Raw genomic sequence first — 18,151 nt, 5'->3', positions numbered from 1 at the left:
ATGACTTGTTTGAGCGGCGCTGATTCCCGGGCTTGCGGCGCAGACCCGGTGGTGTTTTCGAAGCAGGTGCAACAAATCTGCACCACGTGGAGGCACCCGCGAGCCGCCCCGCCGCCACGCCTCCGCAACATCGTGCGAACCCACCACACACCAGCGCTGTGACCGGGCGAAACGGTAACCCCGCAGGCAGGGATCGGGACCGAACCGCGTGCGGGGCGAAGGAACCCGTGAGTTCGGATCCCGTCGGTCTGGGCGGAAGCCCGGCACTCCACCGCCCCGACGCGGCGGCCCTCGGGTCGCCGCCGTCGTGCACAGCGGCACGTGTCCTGGCGGGTTTGCGCGCCTCGCCCGTCAGGGGCTTCCGGCCCGTCCACTCCGTGAGCAGGCCCTGGCGGGGCCCCCGCCCGCTCCGGGTTCCGCTCCGGCAACCGGGTCGCGAGGCTGTCCGGCCACTCCTGCCATGGGGGTACACCTTCCACCCGTCCCGTGGGAGCACGAGCCGAACCGGGGGTTCCTGCGCTCGCTGCACGCCCTGGCGCGGGCGGCCCGGGAGATCGGCGAGCAGGAGGAGTACGAGCGCTGCTCGGCGTTCCTGCGCGACTCCTCCCCGCTCGCCGCCGACACCCTGGGCTGACGTCCCGCCGCCCCCGCAGGCCGGGGGCGGTGTCAGGCCCGCGAAGGCGGCCGTTACACCGCAGAGGTGTTCGTGTCATGATGCGATCGGGACCGACGGCGTGGATCACGCCCGGTCCCGAGGGGACCGGGGCTCCCTCACCCACGGAAGGAGCGGACCGCTACCCGGTAGCACGCATTGACGGAGACAGCGATGTCTACTTCGCCTACCACCCCTGCCGGCCCCGAGACCGGTTCGGACACGCCGAACCTGGACTTCGCGGGCACCACGCCCTACGAGGACTACGTCCGGGCGGACGTCCTCACCCACCTCCAGCACCCGCGCTCCGACGACCCCGGAGAGATGGTGTTCCTGGTGACCACCCAGGTGATGGAGTTGTGGTTCACCGTCATCGTCCACGAGTGGGAGACCGCGGGCCGCGCGCTGCGCGAGGACCGGATCCCCGACGCGATGGCCGCCCTGCGCCGCTCGGCGCACGAGCTGGAGGCGCTGAACGCCTCCTGGAACCCGATCGCCCGCCTCACGCCCGGGCAGTTCAACCGGTACCGGTCCGCGCTCGGCGAGGGCTCCGGCTTCCAGTCGGCGATGTACCGCCGCATGGAGTTCCTGCTGGGTGACAAGTCCGCCTCCATGCTGGTCCCGCACCGCGGCGCGCCGCGCGTCCACGCCGAGCTGGAGAAGGCGCTCGCCGAGCCCAGCCTGTACGACGAGGTGCTGCGGCTGCTGGCGCGGCGCGGCCTGCCCGTGCCGGCGGAGGTCCTGGAGCGGGACCTGACGCAGCGGTACGAGCCGTCGCAGCGGATCGAGGAGGTCTGGGCCGAGCTGTACGCCGCCCCGGAGGACCACCGTGACCTGGTCGACCTGGGCGAGGCGCTCACCGACGTGGCCGAGCTCGTGTGGCGCTGGCGCAACGACCACCTGGTCGCCACCCGCCGTGCGATGGGCTCCAAGACCGGCACGGGCGGCTCCGCCGGGGTCGCCTGGCTGGAGAAGCGGGCCGGCAGGAACGTGTTCCCCGAGCTGTGGACGGCCCGCAGCCATGTCTGACCTCATCCGGAACACCGACGGCCGCGACACCCCGGCCCCGACCGCTCCGGCCCCGGCGGCGCGGGCCGCCGAGCTGGACGCCGCCGACCCGCTGGCGGAGCGGCGCGACCTGTTCGCGCTCGACGACGGCGTGGTCTACCTCGACGGCAACTCGCTCGGCGCGCTGCCCCGCCACGTACCGGCCCGGATGGCGCACGTCGTCGCCCACGAGTGGGGCGAGCTGCGCATCCGCTCGTGGGAGGAGAGCGGCTGGTGGACCGCGCCCGAGCGGATCGGCGAGCGGATCGCCCCGCTCGTCGGCGCGGCGCCCGGTCAGGTCGTCGTCGGCGACTCGACCAGCGTGAACGTCTTCAAGGCGCTGGTCGGGGCGGTGCGCCTGGCCGGCGACGGCCGGGACGAGATCGTCGTGGACGCGACGACGTTCCCCACGGACGGGTACATCGCCGAGTCCGCCGCCCGGATGACCGGCCGCCGCCTGGTGCCCGTCGCACCCGGCGACGTGCCGGCCGCGGTCGGCCCGCGCACGGCCGCCGCGCTCGTCAACCACGTCGACTACCGCACCGGCCGCCTCCACGACCTGCCCGGCATCACCGCCGCCGTGCGGGAGGCGGGCGCCCTCGCGGTGTGGGACCTGTGCCACAGCGCGGGCGCCCTCCCCGTCGACCTGGACGCCAACGGCGTGGACCTGGCCGTCGGCTGCACGTACAAGTACCTCAACGGCGGGCCCGGCGCCCCCGCGTACCTGTACGTCGCCGAGCGCCACCAGCGGCGCTTCGACTCGCCGCTGCCCGGCTGGAACTCCCACGCGGACCCGTTCGCGATGTCCCCCGGCTACGCGGCGGCGGACGGCGCGCGGCGCGGCAGGGTCGGTACGCCCGACATCCTGTCGATGCTGGCGCTGGAGGCGGCGCTCGACGTGTGGGACGGGGTGTCGGTGCACGAGGTGCGGGCCAAGAGCCTCGCGCTGACGGACTTCTTCCTGGAGTGCGTCCGCGCGTACGTCCCCGAGGGGCGGCTCACCTCCCTCACCCCGGCCGCGCACGCGGAGCGCGGCAGCCAGGTCGCGCTGGCCTGCGAGGACGCGCCCGCCGTCATGGCGCGGCTGATCGAGCGCGGCGTCGTGGGCGACCTGCGCCGCCCCGACGTGCTGCGTTTCGGCTTCACCCCGCTGTACGTGGGCTTCGCCGACACCGAGCGCGCGGCCCGCGTGCTCGCGGAGGTGTGCGCCGGGCGGTAGCGCCGCCGTCCGAGCCGGCCTGCGGGGACCTCCGCCCTGGTACGGTCCCCGCAGGCCGGGCCGGTCCGGCCCCTCACCGAAAGGCCGAGCAGCATGCCCGACCCCGCCGCCCGCGACGCCGCCGAGGAGGCGTCGGCCCTGTCGCACCCGGCCGTCGACCCCGACTCCACCGCCTCGTACGGCGCGCACCCCGACCAGGTCGTGGACTTCCACGCGCCCCGGGGCCGGGGCGGCCGGGTCCCGCTCGTCGTCGTCCTGCACGGCGGTGCCTGGCGGACGCGGTACGACCGGCGGCACGTCTCCCCCTTCGCGGACCACCTCGCCCGCCGCGGGTTCGCCGTCGCCAGCGTCGAGTACCGGCGCGGTGCCGGCCTCCCCGCGCCCGGGGGCACGGAACCGGTGGCGGGGCGGTGGCCCGAGACGTTCGACGACGTGGCGGCGGTGCTGGACGCGCTGCCCGCACTGGCCGCCGAGCACCTGCCGCGGGCGGATCCGCGCCGCACGGTCGTCACCGGCCACTCCGCCGGGGGCCACCTCGCGCTGTGGGCCGCCGCCCGGCACGTCCTGCCGGCCGGTTCGCCGTGGCGGCGGCCGGAGCCGCCCGAGCTGCGCGGGGTCGTCGCGCTCGCGCCGATCGCGCACTTCGGGCGGGCGGTGGAGCTGGACGTGTGCGGTGGCGCCGTGGCGCAGCTCCTGGGCGGCGGCGACCGGTTCGCGGAGCGGGCCGCTTCGGCGGACCCGGCCGCCCTGCTGCCCACGGGCATCGCCACCACCGTCGTGCAGGGCCGCGAGGACAGCGTGGTGCCGCTGCCGGTCGCCGAGGCGTACGCCGAGGCGGCCGCGCGGGCGGGCGAGACGGTCGGGCTGACCGTCCTGGACGGGGTGGGGCACTTCCCGCTGATCGACCCGGCGGCGGACGCCTGCGCGGTGGTCGCGGAGGAGATCGCCCAACTCGCCTGGTGACGCGGTGCCCCCGCGCCCCCCGCGCCCCCGCGCCCCCGCGCCCGGCGCGGGTGCGGACGTGCCCGGCAGGTCCCGGGACGGGGCGGGGCCGGTGCGGGCCCGCCGCGAGGTCGGTGCGGGCGCGCCGCGGTGCCGCCGTAGTACTCAGGACGGACGCCGGGAAACCCCCTCCGGTCCGACGCCCCGCGGCGTCCGCGTCCGTACGGTGGTTGTCGTGACCGAGACGACGCAGCGCATCGCCCCGGCCGGCCGCAGCCCCGAGTTCCACCACGCGGTGGGACTGCTCCGGGGCCTGCGGGAGGACCTCGTGCAGGACGCCCTCGCCTACCGGCCCCTCCCTCCCGCGCCCCCGGACGGCCCCCTCGCCCGGCGGCTGCCCGAGCGGATACGCCGGCGGCTGCTGTGGGTGCCGCACCTCGTGGTCGCCGCGGCCGCGCTGCTGGTCCTCGCCGCGGGGTACGGCACGACGGGCTTCCTCCCCACCGCGCTCGTCCCGGTGGTGCCCGTGCTCCTCACGCTGGTCCGGCCCGTCGCCGCCTTCTGGGCGTCGCTGCTGGCCACGTCGGTGTACGCGGTCGTCGCCGGGGGCTGGGGGGTGTGGTCGCCCGCCGCCTTCCTCTCGCACCTCGTCGTCGTGACGCTCGTCGCGGCCCGGACCCGGCCGCGCGCGGCGGCGTGGATGTGGGTGGTCACCGGCGTGTACGGGCTGTCCGCGGGGGCCGTGCTCGGCGACGGGGACGACGGCGACGCCACGGCCCAGCTGCTGTTCGCCGCCGCGCTCGCCCTGCTCGCGGTCACCGTGTGGCACGTGCGGCGCGCGGCGCGGGAGGAGGTGACGGCGCAGCGGACCGCCACCGCGCAGGAGCGTTCGATGCGCACCCTGCTGGAGGAGCGCACCACGATCGCGCGGGAGCTGCACGACGTGGTGGCCCACCACATGTCGGTCGTCGCCATCCAGGCGGAGGCCGCCCCGTACCGGGTGGAGAACCCGCCGCCCGAGCTGGAGCAGGCGTTCCTGACGATCCGGGAGAACGCGGTGGCCGCGCTGGCCGAGCTGCGGCGCGTCCTCGGCGTCGTCCGCGCGGAGGACTACGAGGCGCCCGACGCCCCGCAGCCGACCCTCGCCGACCTGGACGCGCTGATCGCCAACGTCCGCGACGCCGGGCTGGACGTCGACAAGGCGGTGACCGGCGCGGTGCGGGTGCTGCCGCAGGGCGTGGAGCTGTCCGCGTACCGCATCGTGCAGGAGGCGCTGTCGAACGTGCTGCGGCACGCGCCGGGCGCGGCGGCCCGCGTGGAGGTCGGCTACGTGCTGGGCGGGCTGGGGCTGCGGGTGGTGAACGGCCCGCCGCGCGGCCCGGTCAAGCCGTCGCCGGGCGCCGGGCACGGCATCGCCGGCATGCGGGAGCGGGTGGCGATGCTCGACGGCGAGCTGACGGCGGGCGCGACGGACGACGGCGGGTACGAGGTGGCGGTGTTCGTACCGGTGGCGAGGGACGGGGCGGCGTGACGATCCGGGTGCTGGTCGCGGACGACCAGGTGATGGTGCGGGAGGGCTTCTCCGTCCTGCTGAACGCGATGCCGGGCATCGAGGTGGTCGGCGAGGCGGTCGACGGGCGGGAGGCGGTCGCGCAGGCCGCGGCGCTGCGGCCGGACGTGGTGCTGATGGACATCCGCATGCCGGAGATGAACGGCATCGACGCGACACGGGAGGTCGTCGCGGCGGACGGCGACGCGAAGGTGCTCGTGCTGACCACCTTCGACCTCGACGAGTACGTGTACCAGGCGCTGCGCGCCGGGGCGTCCGGGTTCCTGCTGAAGGACGCGTCGGCGCGGCAGCTGGCGGACGGGGTGCGGGTGGTGGCGGCGGGGGAGGCCCTGCTGGCGCCCGCCGTGACGAAGCGGCTGATCACCGAGTTCGCCAAGCGCGTGGAGTCGCCGAGGGCGGCGGCGCTGTCCCGGGTCGGCGACCTGACGGACCGGGAGACGGAGGTCCTGGTGCTGATCGCGCGGGGCCTGTCGAACGCGGAGATCGCGGAGCGCCTGGTGGTGGCGGAGTCCACGATCAAGACGCACGTGAGCCGGATCCTGGTGAAGCTGGGCCTGAGGGACCGCACCCAGGCCGCGGTCTTCGCCTACGAGGCCCGCCTGGTGACCCCGCGCTGAGCCCCGCTCCCGGGCCCCGGCTCCCCTGCCGGCCCCCGCGCCCGGGGGCCCCGGGCCCGCGGCGGCCCCCCGCTCCCGGAGGGCCGCGCCGCCCGGGGAGCCGCCGGGCGGGCCGGCCGGGCGGTGTGGCCGCGGCCCGGGGGAGCCGCCGGTCACCCCGTGACGACGTCCCGGCGCCGCAGTCCCGCGAGCCCCGCCGCGACCATCAGCGCCGCCCCGGCCGACAGGGCCAGCACCGGCGGCCACGCCATGTCGGCGCCGGGCAGCTTCGGCAGGTGCCCGAACGGCGACAGGTCCAGCACGGCCTGCGGCAGGTCCAGCGCCGGCCCGACCCAGCCGATCACCAGGGAGAGCCCGGCCGCGCCCCACGCCGCGGCCGCCGCCCGCGGCAGGGTGCCGTACAGCAGCACCGCCAGCGCGCCGAGGAACCACACGGCGGGCAGCTGGACGGCGGCCGCGCCCAGTACGGCGCCGGGGTCCCGCCCGTGGGAGAGGTACATGCCGAGCCCGGCCGCGAGGAGCAGCAGGGCGGAGCCGGCGAACGCGACCGCCAGGTGCCCGGCGGCCCAGCGCAGCCGCCCCACCGCGCCCGCGAGCACCGGTTCGGCGCGCTGCGAGACCTCCTCGCCGTGCAGCCGCAGCACCGACCCGACCGCGTACAGCGAGGCGGCCATCCCGAACAGGCCCAGCAGGGCGGCGAGGAAGGCGTCGTCGACGGCCTGCGCGCCGCCCATCCGCTCGAAGACCTCCCGCGCCTTCGGGTCGTCCCCGACCAGGTCGGCGGCGCCCTCGACCATCCCGCCGAACACGACCCCGGCGGTGAGGAACCCGGCCGTCCACCCGGCGAGCGAGCCGCGCTGGAGCCGCCACGCCAGCGCGCCGGCCGTGGCGAGCCGCCCCTCGGCCGGGCCGGGCCGGGCGGGCAGGAAGCTCATGCCGAGGTCGCGGCGCCCGGCCAGCGCGTACGCGGCGAAGCCCTGGACGAGGGCGGCGGCGACCGGCAGGAGCAGCACCCACCAGCGGTCCCCGGCGAACGCCCGGACGTTCTCGGCCCAGCCGACCGGCGACAGCCAGGTGAGGACCGAACCACCGTCGGCGCGGCCCGCGTCGCCCGCCGCGCGCAGCACGAACGCGGCGCCCAGCACGGCCGCCGCGAGGCCCTTCGCCGACCGGGCGCTCTCCGTGAGCTGCGCGGTGATCGCCGCCGTCGTGGCGAAGACCATGCCGGTCAGGCCGACCGCGAGGCCCAGCGCGAGGGCGCCGCCGGCGCCCCGGCCGGCCAGTCCGGCGGTGACGGCCAGGGCGAGCGCGGTGTTGCCGGTGAGCGCGGCGAGCAGCGCGGCGGTCAGCGGCGCCCGCCGTCCGACCACGGCGGCCGACAGCATCTCCTGCCGGCCCGTCTCCTCCTCCTCGCGGGTGTGCCGGACGACGACGACCAGGCTCATCACGGCGGCGAGGACCGAGGCGAACACCCCGAACCGCCAGGCGACGAGCGCTCCCGTCGAGTCACCGAACACCGGGCCGTACATCGACCGCAGGGAGCCGTTGGCGGTCATGGACGCGGCGACCTCGGCGCGTTCGGCGACCGTGCCGTAGAGGGCGTCGATCGAGCCCGCGCCGCCGGTGACCACGGTGCCCAGGACCAGCGCCCACACGGGCAGCATCACCCGGTCGCGGCGCAGGGCGAGCCGCAGCAGCGGGCCCGTGCCGGCGAGGTGGCGGGCGCCCCCGGTGCGGGCACCGGCGGTGGCGGCCGCGCTCACCGGGCCACCGCCCGGTCCTCGTAGTGGCGCAGGAACAGCTCCTCCAGGGTGGGCGGTGCGCTGGTCAGGGAGCGGACCCCGACCTGGGTGAGGGAGCGCAGGACCGGGTCGAGCCGGTCGGTGTCGACCTGGAGGCGCACCCGGGTGCCCTCCACCCGCAGGTCGTGGACGCCCGGCAGGTGCGCGAGCCCGTTCGGCGGGGCGGCCAGCTCGGCCTCCACGGTGGTGCGGGTGAGGTGGCGCAGCTCGGCGAGCGAGCCGGACTCGACGGTGCGGCCCTTGCGGATGATGCTCACCCGGTCGCAGAGGCTCTCCACCTCGCTGAGGATGTGCGACGACAGCAGCACCGTGCGGCCCCGGTCGCGCTCCTCGCGCACGCACGCCTGGAAGACGCCCTCCATCAGCGGGTCGAGGCCGCTGGTCGGCTCGTCGAGGATCAGCACGTCCACGTCGGAGGCGAACGCGGCGACGAGGGCGACCTTCTGCCGGTTGCCCTTGGAGTACGTGCGGCCCCTCTTCGTCGGGTCCAGTTCGAACCGCTCGACCAGCTCGGCGCGGCGCGTCCGGTCCAGGCCGCCGCGCAGCCTGCCGTACAGGTCGATCACCTCGCCGCCGGAGAGGTTGCGCCAGAGCGTCACGTCACCGGGGACGTACGCCACGTGGCGGTGCAGTTCGACGGCGTCCCGCCAGGGGTCGCGGCCGAGGAGGCGGGCGGTGCCGGAGTCGGCGCGGAGCAGTCCGAGGAGGATCCGGATGGTGGTCGACTTGCCGGAGCCGTTGGGGCCGAGGAAGCCGTGGACCTCGCCGGCCGCGACGGTCAGGTCGAGCCCGGTGAGGGCGTGGGCGCGCCCGAAGGACTTGTGCAGTCCGGTGACGCTGATGGCGTTCGTCATGCTTCGACGCTACGCCTTCCTTCACAGATTTGTGAAGTTAAGAAAGAGTATAAAATCGGCCGGACGCAGGACGACGGGAGACGATGGACGCATGGGGACCGACGACGGGCTCGCGGAGCGGCCGGAACGCGACGAGGAGGCGGTGGGCCGCTTCGTGGAGCGCTTCGCCGGGGAGCTGGCGCAGGCCGGGATGCAGCGGATGGCGGCCAGGGTCTTCGCCGCGCTGCTCGTCTCCGAGGAGGCGGCCATGACCGCCGCCGAGTTGGGCGAGCGGCTGAAGGTCAGCCCGGCCGCCGTCTCGGGCGCCGTGCGCTACCTGGCGCAGGTCGACATGATCGGCCGCGAGCGCGATCCGGGCTCCCGGCGCGAGCGGTACGTGCTCCACGAGGGCATGTGGTACGAGGTGTTCACCCGCCGGGACGAGTTCCTCAACCGCTGGCAGAAGACCGCCCGCGAGGGCGCGGACGCGCTGGGGCCGGACACGGCGGCCGGGGCCCGGCTGGCGGAGACGGCGGAGTTCTTCCAGTTCCTCCACGGGGAGCTGCGGCAGATCATGGACCGATGGCGGCGGCGCGGGGAGGAGGCGCCGCCCTCCGCCTGAGCGGCGGGGCGGCGGCCCGCCGGGTCACTCGGTGCAGCCGAGCCGCTTCTTCATCTCGGGGACGAGGCCGAGGGCCAGGGCCGTGACGTCCCTGCGGCGCTCGGCCTCGTCACCCCCGGCCCTGGGACTGGTGTAGAGGTCCAGGACGAGGTGGTCCACCGCAGGGGCGCCGCAGGCGGCGCTGATCATGGCCCTGCGGCCGTCCACCGCCCCGAGGCCGCGGAAGGGGAGGTTCTCCATCTTCTGGGGGGCGTCGAACCGCCGGGTCCAGGGACCGCCGCTCATCGGGTCGACGAGTTCCTCCTCCGCGTAGAGATGGGCGCCGAACACGAGCCGGCCGTCCACCCGCAGCTCGCAGTTCCCCGGATACGTCCCGGTGGGGTCGGCCAGGGAATCGCCCACCGCCCCGACCTCCTCGCCGTCCACGAGGAAGGGGTCCAGCGACTCCTCGGCGACCGGCACGCCGCACGCCTCCGGCGGCGTCGTGTACTGGCGTCCCCCGCCGCACCCGGTGAGGGCCAGGGCCAGGTGGCAGGCCAGCGCGGACGCGGTGACGAGACGAGTCGTCCTCCCGTTCACCGGACGCCCGCGTCCCCCTCGGCCTTCTCGTCGCCGTCGTCGGCGGCCCCGTCGATCTGCTGGTGGATGCCGCGCTCCTTCGAGTAGCACTCGTGGGCCGGGTCCTCGGCCCACTCCTGGTTCTGCTGGTACCGGGTGTCCGCGGTCCCCTGCGGCTCCCGGGCGCGCCGGAGGACTCGTGCAGTCCGGCGCCGCTGACGGCGTTCGTCGTGCGGGGAGGCGCCGCCCCTCCGCCCAGGCGGCGGGGCGGCGGCCCGTCCGGTCACTTGGTGCAGCCCATGGCCTTCTTCACCTTCGGGACGATGTCGAGGGTGAGCGCCCGGAGGTCCTTGCGCCGCTCAGCCACGTCCCCGCCGCTTTCCCCGTCGACGTGCACGTAGGTGATGAGGTGGTCGGCGTTCGGGGCGGCGCAGGCGGTGCTCACCATGGAGACGGCGTCACCCAGCGCGCCGAGGCCGGGGAACGGCAGGTCCGCCATCTTCGTCCGGTTGCGGAAGCGGAACTCCTCCGACTCGTCCATCGGGTCGTGGAGCCGGTCCACCTTCTCGACCTGAAGACCGACGACCTGCCTGCCGTCGACCCGGATCCAGCACCGGCCCCAGCTCTTCTCCCCGGTGTCGATCACGGAACCGCCGGCGACCTCCAGTTTCCGGCCGTCGAAGAGGAACGGCTCGATCCTCTTCGCGTCGATCGGCACGCCGCACGCCTCCGCCGGTACGGTGTACGCGCGTCCGCCGCCGCACCCGGCGAGGGATGCCACCAGGCATGCGGCGGCCAGTGAAGCGGCCACACGGCACGGGTTCGCGCTCATTGGACTCCCGCCACCCCCTCGCCCTTCTTGTTGCCGTCGTTCGCGGCCGACTCGATCTTCCCGTAGACGCCGTGCTGGTTCGAGAAGCCCTCGTGGTTCGGGTTCTCCGCCCACTCCTTGTTGTTCTCGTACCAGACGTCGGCGAGCATGCGCAGCTCCCCGCTGCGCTGGGTGTAGGTCTCGGTGTGGTCTGCGGTGGCCTGGGCGTTGATCCTGTTCTGCTCGTCCTCCAGCATCTTCGCGGTGACCAGGTCCACACCACGTTGCAGCGCGTCGCCGGCCGGGTGCCACGGTGTGACGAGACCGCCCACGATGTGGTAGCGCCAGGACTTCTCCCAGGAGGCGTCGGCGAGCTTCTCGCCCTTCTCGCCGTTGGTCGCCTGGTAGCGGGCCTCCTCCAGGAAGCCGACGGTGCGTCCGGCACGGTCGAGGCTGTCCTCGGGATGCGTCTTCTCGGTGATGATGTCGGACACGATCGACTGGTGCATGACCTGGGTGAGGGTCTGGTAGTCGTCCCGGTTCCGGGAGATCTGCTTGCTGACCTCCATCAGATGGCCCGCGTCCAGTTCGTGCCGCCCGACCGGGTCGCTCATCGCCCTGTGCACCCAGTCGCCGTGGTTGCCCAGGGCGAGTGCCATGTCGTCGCGGAACTCGGGCGGGAAGTCGTTGCCCGCGCCGGCGAGAATGCCCAGGGTCCGCTTCATCGCCTCCCGGTGCTCCGGCGAGTGCGGCGGGAACTCGACGTTCGGCGCCTTCGGGTCGGACACGCCCGACACCGCCGCGAACATGGCCCTGCCCGTCGCGTCGAGGGCCTCGTTCGGACCGTCCTTCAGGGGCGAGTCGTCGAACGAGGGGCGCTCCTTCAGCACCCACTCCGCGTTGTCCTGCGGCTCCTTCGCGTTGAAGAAGTCCGTCGCGGCGCCGGGGCTGTTGGCGAGGGCGGTCATGAAGCCGGTCATCGGGTCGCGGCCGAACTCCGCGTCGCCTATGAAGTTCATCTTCGGGACCGGTTCCATCTGGTAGAAGCGGTCCGGGATCCTCATCTTCTTCTCCATGGCGACCAGTTCGGCGCCGTACCTGTTGAGGAACCGGTCGTCGTAGTCGCCCGTGCGCATGAGGTTGCTCATGATCTGGAAGCCGTAGGCGTCGCCGTGGCGCGAGTTGAACCGCTCGCCGCCCAGCTTCACCATGTCGTTCTCCCACTGCCGCATGGCGGGGCTGTCCGACTGGGTGGCGCCGCCCAGGACGACGCCCAGGTTCTTCTGGAAGTCGCCGAGCTGGTCGAGCTGCGTGCGGGACAGTTCGCCGGGGCTGTCGGGGCTGGAGAGGTCGGCCCAGAACTCCAGGGTGCGCTTGGGGCCGAGCGCGGTGGCGAACTTCTCCTGGAAGAGCGGGTCGTCCTTGTAGAGCGACAGGGTGGAGTTGAGCTTCCGGAACTCCTCCGGCGACATCTCGTCGCCCTTCTCCGCGATGAGCTTCGCCGCCTCCTCCGCCTTCCTCAGGGCGTCGGCCGCGGTGTCGCGGTCCCGGTACCCGGCGCCGGAGAAGCCGTGCTCGGCCTGGTCGACGATGGCGCGCAGCACCCGCGCCGCGGACTCGTCGCTCTCGGTGGCACGGCCCAGTATGCGCGCCACGTCGTCGCGGAGGTGGTCCACGTCCTGCTGGGAGTGGTCGGGCACCTCGTGGCCCTCGGCGGCCCGGTCCGGGTGGATGTTCATGGTGACCGTGAAGCCGCCGTTGCCGGCGGGGGTCACGGTGAGGTTCTTCTTCAGGCCGCGGGAGAGGACCTGCTCCAGCTCCTCCTTGTAGCCCTGGAGCTCGTCGCGGGTGTCCTTGAGGATGTCGTGGACGGTCTTGGCCTGCGTGTGGGCGTCGGAGAACTCGCCCGCCGTCTTCCCGACGAACTCCCGGGTGACCGTCGCGTTGACGCCGGCCCAGTTCGCCTTGTCGGCCTTCGCCTTCATGTCGTCCCGGGCGTCCGTCTCCAGCCCCTTGAGCTTCTCCACCACGCCGGACCAGGCGGTGATGGCCTGGTCGAGCCGGGCGAAGTCGCCGTTGCGCAGCGTGTCCAGGTTCATCGGCGCCGCGTCCCCTCCGTGAAGCCCTCGTCCAGCGTCGCGATGCTGCTGACCGTGGTGGCGATGTGGTACTCGTCGCCGGCGTGCGCGTTGCGGGTGAAGTCCATGTGGTTGGAGATGTGCGCGCAGGCGTCGAGCAGCGACTGGAGCTGCTTCTCCCAGCGCTCCTGCACGTGGTCGAGGGCGCCGCCGAGGGCGAAGCCCTGCGTGGTGAGGTCCTTGGCCGCGGACTGGCTCACGGACCACGCGTCGCGGCCGTGCTTGCCGAGCCTGTCGAACAGCTTGAACGCGCTGTCGCCGACCGCGGCGAGATCCTGCTGGTTGACCTTGAGGTCGCCCTGCGGTCCGGGCCCCCCTCCCGGGGGAGCCTGATTGAGCCGCATCGCCGTCGACGGTCTGCCGGCGGCCTCGCTCTTGAGCCGCTCCCACTCGTCCCATGCCATGAAGGCGCCTCCCCCGTGCCGTGGCTCGATTCCGTCCCTGCCTGCGAGATCCTTCTCAGACGCCAACGTAGCAAGGGGGGACCGGGATCGGCCTCCCCGGTCACAGGCCGGAACCCGATCCTCGAAGCCGACGTTCCGGGACGCGGGGGGCGCGACGGGACAAAGCCTCCCCCGTGACGCACGCCGCAGGCGCCGCCCCCGCCGTCCCGTGCCCGCCCCCGCCGTCCCGCGCCCGGCCCCGGTCGTCCCGGCGGGAGCGGTGCCCCGGCCGGGAGGAGCGGGTCCCGTGCCCGGACGCCCTACGACGTCGGCGCCGGCACCAGCAGGGACCAGGCGGCCGGGCGCACCGTCCACGTGCGGCTGCGCACCGGACCGGCCGGCTCGGCGTCCGCCCGGTAACGGAAGCCCGTGCCGGCCGGGCCCGACACGGTGACCGCGCGGGCGGCCGACCACCGGGGCGCGGCCGACCGGGAACGCACCACGACCTCCGCCGCCCCGTCCCGCGCCACCACCGTCACGCCCTCCACCGGGTCGTCCCCGTCGGCCAGCAGCAGCCCGTCCGCCTCCACCCGCAACCGCTGCCCCCACACCCGCGGCGCCCGCCCGGCACCCGGCCCCACCAGCGTCCGCACCAGCGAGCGGCAGGTCCCCCACACCGAGGGCACCGGCGCCCGGCCGCCCGACGGGCGGAAGCGGTCCTCGGGCGCCGCCGCGGGCTCCGGCGACGGGGCCCCCTCCGGGACGCGCACCCCGCCCACGACCACCCCGCCCCCGTCGTCCACCAGCAGGTCGAGCCGCCGCGCCACCCCGTCCAGCACCGCCCGCGCCGCCGTCACCGCACCGGGCGGCGCGCCCAGCGACACGCCGAGGCACACCGTCTCGCGCGGCCCCACCGGCACCAGCGACAGGGCCTGCCCGCCCAGCTCGCCGCCCCGGTGCAGCAGGGCCACGGCCCGCACCAGCGCCCGGTCGTCGCCGACCACCACGGGGCGCCGGGAGCCCCGCCGCGCCAGGGCCCGCGCGAACTCCTGCGGGGTGTCGGGCAGGCACACCCGCGCGGCCGCGCCACCGCACAGCACATCCCTCGCGATCCGTACGGACTCGCCGTCGCAGCGGCGCGCGACCGGGTCGATGACCACCAGGAGCTGGTCGGGAGCCGACACCTCGGTCCTTCCTCGGGTAGCATCTTTGTGCAAGAGCCCCTTGCGCTATTGCGCCAGGGGCTTCGTCTATTCCGGGGCACCGGTCCAGCGGCTCGGGTTGCCGTCGTACACCGCCGTACGACGTCCTCCGCCCCTGGCCCCTTGGACATGCCCCGCCCGGAAGGGGTGTACGCCTGTGCCCGCACTTGTGCTGCTCGGTGCTCAGTGGGGTGACGAGGGCAAGGGGAAGGCCACCGACCTCCTCGGTGGATCCGTCGACTACGTGGTGCGCTACCAGGGCGGCAACAACGCCGGCCACACGGTCGTCGTGGGCGACCAGAAGTACGCGCTGCACCTCCTCCCCTCCGGCATCCTCTCTCCCGGATGCACCCCCGTGATCGGAAACGGCGTCGTCGTCGACCCGGCCGTCCTGCTCTCCGAGCTGAGCGGGCTGAACGAGCGCGGCGTCGACACCTCCAAGCTTCTGATCAGCGGGAACGCCCACCTCATCACGCCGTACAACGTCACCCTCGACAAGGTGACGGAACGGTTCCTCGGCAAGCGGAAGATCGGTACGACCGGTCGCGGCATCGGTCCGACGTACGCCGACAAGATCAACCGCGTCGGCATCCGCGTCCAGGACCTCTACGACGAGTCGATCCTCACCCAGAAGGTCGAGGCGGCGCTGGAGGTCAAGAACCAGCTCCTCGCCAAGGTCTACAACCGGCGCGCGATCGAGGCCGGCAAGGTCGTGGAGGAGATGCTCCGGTACGCGGAGCGGCTGAAGCCGTTCGTCGCGGACACGACGCTGATCCTGAACGACGCGATCGACGAGGGCAAGGTCGTCCTCTTCGAGGGCGGCCAGGGCACCCTCCTCGACGTGGACCACGGCACGTACCCCTTCGTGACCTCCTCGAACCCGACCTCCGGCGGCGCCTGCACCGGCGCCGGCGTCGGCCCGACGAAGATCAGCCGCGTGATCGGCATCCTCAAGGCGTACACGACCCGCGTCGGCGCCGGCCCGTTCCCGACCGAGCTGTTCGACGAGGACGGCGAAGCGCTGCGCCGCATCGGCGGCGAGCGGGGCGTCACCACCGGCCGCGACCGGCGCTGCGGCTGGTTCGACGCGGTGATCGCCCGCTACGCGACCCGGGTGAACGGCCTGACGGACTTCTTCCTCACCAAGCTGGACGTCCTGACCGGCTGGGAGCGGATCCCGGTGTGCGTGGCGTACGAGATCGACGGCCGGCGCGTCGAGGAGCTGCCGTACTCGCAGACCGACTTCCACCACGCCAAGCCGGTCTACGAGTACCTGCCGGGCTGGTCGGAGGACATCTCCAAGGCGAAGGCCTTCTCGGACCTGCCGAAGAACGCGCAGGCGTACGTGAAGGCGCTGGAGGAGATGTCGGGCGCCCCGATCTCCGCGATCGGCGTCGGTCCCGGCCGCACCGAGACGATCGAGATCAACTCGTTCCTGTAGGCATCGCGGGCGCGGCCCGCGCGAAGCCCTCCGTGCTGCGGGTCCCCCGGGACCGCCGGGACGGGGGGCTTCCGCCCACCCTCCGCCGGAGGGTCGCCGCACCCGCGCCTCCCCCGTCGGAGGTCCCCCGCACCCACGTCCGCCCTCGAAGGCCTCCACGAGCGCTCCGCTCGCCCGCCGCGGATGTTCGGCGGTATGCGTCGGGTCACGATGGGGCCTGTGGGGGGCGGCGGTGCCGTAAGTTCGTACGGGGTTCGACTCCGTCGAGGCGGGCGCCGGCGTCCGGTCCCCGCCGAGGAGGGGCCGGGGCGTCGGCGTCCGGCGGTAGGGAAGAGTGGGGGAAGAGGCACCGGGGCGCGTCCCCGGGCAGGGCGGAGGCGAGCAGATGACGGCCGCGGAGACGGCGGGCGTGTCCGGTGAGGGGTTCCCGGCCCCCCGGGGGAAGTGCTCGCCCCGGTGCTGGATTCCTTCACGGCGGGCGCCTGCCTGCTGGACGACAGCGGTCGCATCACCGCCGTCAACACCTCGGCCGAGCGGCTCCTGGGCCGGCCCGCCGCGCAGCTCGTCGGCTGGGACGCGCACGAGCTGCTCCACCGCGACCGGCACGGCGACCCCACGCCGAGGGCGCACTGCGCGCTGCGGCAGGCCGCCCTCGCCGGCCGTACGGCCCAGGGCCCGGGCCAGTGGGCGGAACGCGGCGACGGGTCGCTGCTCCTGCTGTCGTGGCTGGCCACGCCCTGGGTCCGGGACGGGTGCGAACCGGCCACCCTGGTGATCTTCGACGCCTCCGAGTCCGCCCCGTCGACCCTCCCGTTCCCGCGGCGGCCCGCCGCGTCGATGTCGGAGCTGGACCGGCTGGCGCTGCTGGCCGAGACGACCACGACGCTGACGTCCACGCTCGACGTGGACGAGGCCCTCGACCGGCTGGTGGGCCTGGTGGTGCCCCGGCTCGCGGACTGGGCGGTCATCGACCTGCTCAGGGAGCCGGACGAGGTGTGGCGCACCGCCGTGGTGCACGCGAGGGGCGACGCCCTGGTGCACGTGGAGGAGCTGGAGGGCCCGATGCCCCCGGTGCCGGGGGAGTCGCCGATGCCCCTGTCGCGGGCGCTGCGCGGGGAGTCGTCGGCGCTGGCGGGCCCGAAGACGTACCAGGGTCCGCCGGACTCGGGGATCGCGCTGGAGCAGCGCCGCCTGTTCGAGTCGACGGGGATGCACTCGGCGGTCATCGCGCCCATCCGCGGTCTGCGGGAGATCCTCGGGGCGCTCACCCTGGGCCGGTCCGAGCGGTCGGAGGCGTTCACGGCGGCCGACGTGGCCCTGTTGGAGGACATCACGCGCCGGGCCGGCCTCGCCCTGGCCAACGCCCGCCTCTACCAGCGGCAGCGGAAGGTCGCGGAGACCATGCAGCGCCACCTGCTGCCGCAGATGCCGACCGTGCCCGGGCTGGGGATCACGGCCCGGTACCTGCCCGCGCCGGACGCCTCGCACGTCGGCGGCGACTGGTACGACGCCTTCACGCTGAGCGACGGGGTGCTGGCGCTGGCCATCGGGGACGTGGTCGGCCACGACCTGGACGCGGCGGCGGGGATGGCGCAGCTGCGCAACATGCTGCGCGCGTACGCCTGGGCGCAGAAGGGACCGGCGAGCGAGATCGTCGAGTGGCTGGACCAGGCTTCGCTGCACATCGCGGAGGTCACCATGGCCACGATGGTCTTCGGCCGGATGGCCGTGTCGGACGACGGGCGGTGGGAGCTGTCCTGGACCAACGCCGGGCACCCGCCGCCGCTGCTGGTCACGCACGACGGGATGGCGCGGTACCTCTCCGAGGGCCACGGCGTCCTGCTGGGCCTCGGGGAGTACCGGGGGAGGACGGCCCGTACGGACGCGCGGGCGGAGCTGCCGCCCGGATCGACGCTGCTGCTGTACACGGACGGCCTGATCGAGGAGCCGGGCCGCTCGCTCGACGAGGGCCTGGACCGGCTGCGCCGGCACGCCGCCGCGCTGGCGCGCCGGCCCGTGGAGGCGTTCGCGGACGAGCTGCTCCAGCGGGCCAGGCCGGAGCAGAACGAGGACGACGTGGCGCTGCTGGTGCTGCGGATCCCGGGCTGACCGGCGGCGGGGCCCCGGCCGGAGCCCGCTCCCCGGCGGGCGGACCGGGTGCCCGCGCGGGGCCGGGGCCGGTGGGCGGTCGGGGCAGCGACCGGGGGTGTTCCCCCGCGGGCGGTCCGGGCGCCGGCCGGGGGCCATGCCGTCGCGTGCGCCCGGTGCGGGTGCCCGGGTGCGGGGAGGACGACCGGCCGTTCCCGGCCGTCCT

17 protein-coding genes are annotated in these 18,151 nt (G+C 74.6%); 9 read left to right on the top strand and 8 right to left on the bottom strand.

The genetic code is table 11. The annotated features are described in order from the left end of the window. The first annotated feature begins 460 nt into the window (after positions 1–460). The 6 genes from LUW75_RS11380 (at position 461) to LUW75_RS11355 (ending at position 6,047) form a co-directional block, all read left to right on the top strand. Positions 461–634 carry a DUF3151 family protein gene (locus LUW75_RS11380; protein ID WP_462933720.1) on the top strand — a complete coding sequence of 58 codons (174 nt, stop codon included), beginning with the start codon at positions 461–463 and terminating at the stop codon, positions 632–634. A 192-nt stretch (positions 635–826) separates the two neighbouring features. Beyond that, entirely contained in the window at positions 827–1,681 is an 855-nt protein-coding gene (locus LUW75_RS11375; RefSeq protein WP_250335516.1) for a tryptophan 2,3-dioxygenase family protein, read from the top strand. Continuing rightward, the gene (gene kynU / locus LUW75_RS11370; protein ID WP_250335515.1) at positions 1,674–2,918 is read left to right on the top strand and encodes a kynureninase; all 1,245 of its coding nucleotides are present in this window, start codon (positions 1,674–1,676) and stop codon (positions 2,916–2,918) included. Before LUW75_RS11375 ends, kynU begins: the two co-directional genes overlap by 8 nt. A 93-nt stretch (positions 2,919–3,011) precedes the next feature. Next, complete coding sequence (locus LUW75_RS11365) at positions 3,012–3,881, top strand: alpha/beta hydrolase (RefSeq protein ID WP_250335514.1); 870 nt, start codon at positions 3,012–3,014, stop codon at positions 3,879–3,881. Between the two features lie 214 nt (positions 3,882–4,095). Beyond that, positions 4,096–5,391, top strand: a complete 1,296-nt coding sequence (locus tag LUW75_RS11360; protein ID WP_250335513.1) for a sensor histidine kinase — start codon at positions 4,096–4,098, stop codon at positions 5,389–5,391. After that, positions 5,388–6,047 carry a response regulator gene (locus LUW75_RS11355; RefSeq protein WP_284453826.1) on the top strand — a complete coding sequence of 220 codons (660 nt, stop codon included), beginning with the start codon at positions 5,388–5,390 and terminating at the stop codon, positions 6,045–6,047. The genes LUW75_RS11360 and LUW75_RS11355 overlap by 4 nt, the downstream gene beginning before the upstream one ends. Before the next feature lie 152 nt (positions 6,048–6,199). Here the strand turns inward: LUW75_RS11355 and LUW75_RS11350 are convergent, their stop codons facing one another. Next, positions 6,200–7,810: an ABC transporter permease gene (locus LUW75_RS11350; protein ID WP_462933719.1), complete on the bottom strand. Its 1,611-nt coding sequence runs from the start codon at positions 7,808–7,810 to the stop codon at positions 6,200–6,202. After that, positions 7,807–8,703 carry an ABC transporter ATP-binding protein gene (locus tag LUW75_RS11345; protein WP_250335512.1) on the bottom strand — a complete coding sequence of 299 codons (897 nt, stop codon included), beginning with the start codon at positions 8,701–8,703 and terminating at the stop codon, positions 7,807–7,809. Before LUW75_RS11345 ends, LUW75_RS11350 begins: the two co-directional genes overlap by 4 nt. Positions 8,704–8,794: 91 nt before the next feature. Between LUW75_RS11345 and LUW75_RS11340 the strand changes: the two genes are divergently transcribed. After that, positions 8,795–9,304 carry a GbsR/MarR family transcriptional regulator gene (locus LUW75_RS11340; protein ID WP_250335511.1) on the top strand — a complete coding sequence of 170 codons (510 nt, stop codon included), beginning with the start codon at positions 8,795–8,797 and terminating at the stop codon, positions 9,302–9,304. A 24-nt stretch (positions 9,305–9,328) separates the two neighbouring features. Here LUW75_RS11340 and LUW75_RS11335 read toward each other — a convergent pair whose 3' ends face one another. The 6 genes from LUW75_RS11335 to LUW75_RS11310 all read right to left on the bottom strand — a co-directional run bounded on the left by LUW75_RS11335 (position 9,329) and on the right by LUW75_RS11310 (position 14,378). Further along, positions 9,329–9,883: a hypothetical protein gene (locus LUW75_RS11335; protein WP_250335510.1), complete on the bottom strand. Its 555-nt coding sequence runs from the start codon at positions 9,881–9,883 to the stop codon at positions 9,329–9,331. After that, positions 9,880–10,149, bottom strand: coding sequence for a hypothetical protein (locus LUW75_RS11330; RefSeq protein WP_250335509.1), 270 nt, complete (start codon positions 10,147–10,149; stop codon positions 9,880–9,882). The genes LUW75_RS11335 and LUW75_RS11330 overlap by 4 nt, the downstream gene beginning before the upstream one ends. After that, positions 10,146–10,694: a hypothetical protein gene (locus LUW75_RS11325; RefSeq protein ID WP_250335508.1), complete on the bottom strand. Its 549-nt coding sequence runs from the start codon at positions 10,692–10,694 to the stop codon at positions 10,146–10,148. The genes LUW75_RS11330 and LUW75_RS11325 overlap by 4 nt, the downstream gene beginning before the upstream one ends. Further along, complete coding sequence (locus tag LUW75_RS11320) at positions 10,691–12,772, bottom strand: hypothetical protein (protein ID WP_250335507.1); 2,082 nt, start codon at positions 12,770–12,772, stop codon at positions 10,691–10,693. The genes LUW75_RS11325 and LUW75_RS11320 overlap by 4 nt, the downstream gene beginning before the upstream one ends. Next, a complete protein-coding gene (locus tag LUW75_RS11315) occupies positions 12,769–13,215 on the bottom strand; it encodes a hypothetical protein (protein WP_250335506.1) in 447 nt (148 codons plus the stop codon). The genes LUW75_RS11320 and LUW75_RS11315 overlap by 4 nt, the downstream gene beginning before the upstream one ends. Before the next feature lie 299 nt (positions 13,216–13,514). After that, entirely contained in the window at positions 13,515–14,378 is an 864-nt protein-coding gene (locus tag LUW75_RS11310) for a diacylglycerol kinase (protein ID WP_250335505.1), read from the bottom strand. Positions 14,379–14,553: 175 nt separating this feature from the next. Between LUW75_RS11310 and LUW75_RS11305 the strand changes: the two genes are divergently transcribed. Beyond that, on the top strand, positions 14,554–15,837 hold the full coding sequence (locus LUW75_RS11305) for an adenylosuccinate synthase (RefSeq protein WP_250335504.1): 1,284 nt from the start codon (positions 14,554–14,556) through the stop codon (positions 15,835–15,837). A gap of 456 nt (positions 15,838–16,293) precedes the next feature. Continuing rightward, the gene (locus LUW75_RS11300; protein ID WP_250335503.1) at positions 16,294–17,946 is read left to right on the top strand and encodes a SpoIIE family protein phosphatase; all 1,653 of its coding nucleotides are present in this window, start codon (positions 16,294–16,296) and stop codon (positions 17,944–17,946) included. Positions 17,947–18,151 lie beyond the last annotated feature (205 nt).

The sequence above is a fragment of the Streptomyces sp. MRC013 genome (genome assembly GCF_023614235.1).
Lineage (GTDB): Bacteria > Actinomycetota > Actinomycetes > Streptomycetales > Streptomycetaceae > Streptomyces.
Note: the sequence above shows the minus strand (reverse complement) of the source record. Positions and strands in the feature narration are given on the sequence as shown.

Excerpts from the sequence above, each read along its gene's own strand:
- LUW75_RS11320 (WP_250335507.1), bottom strand. The coding sequence starts at position 12,772 with ATGAACCTGGACACGCTGCGCAACGGCGACTTCGCCCGGCTCGACCAG.
- LUW75_RS11380 (WP_462933720.1), top strand. The coding sequence starts at position 461 with ATGGGGGTACACCTTCCACCCGTCCCGTGGGAGCACGAGCCGAACCGG.
- LUW75_RS11345 (WP_250335512.1), bottom strand. The coding sequence starts at position 8,703 with ATGACGAACGCCATCAGCGTCACCGGACTGCACAAGTCCTTCGGGCGC.
- kynU (WP_250335515.1), top strand. The coding sequence starts at position 1,674 with ATGTCTGACCTCATCCGGAACACCGACGGCCGCGACACCCCGGCCCCG.
- LUW75_RS11375 (WP_250335516.1), top strand. The coding sequence starts at position 827 with ATGTCTACTTCGCCTACCACCCCTGCCGGCCCCGAGACCGGTTCGGAC.
- LUW75_RS11315 (WP_250335506.1), bottom strand. The coding sequence starts at position 13,215 with ATGGCATGGGACGAGTGGGAGCGGCTCAAGAGCGAGGCCGCCGGCAGA.
- LUW75_RS11340 (WP_250335511.1), top strand. The coding sequence starts at position 8,795 with ATGGGGACCGACGACGGGCTCGCGGAGCGGCCGGAACGCGACGAGGAG.
- LUW75_RS11325 (WP_250335508.1), bottom strand. The coding sequence starts at position 10,694 with ATGAGCGCGAACCCGTGCCGTGTGGCCGCTTCACTGGCCGCCGCATGC.
- LUW75_RS11365 (WP_250335514.1), top strand. The coding sequence starts at position 3,012 with ATGCCCGACCCCGCCGCCCGCGACGCCGCCGAGGAGGCGTCGGCCCTG.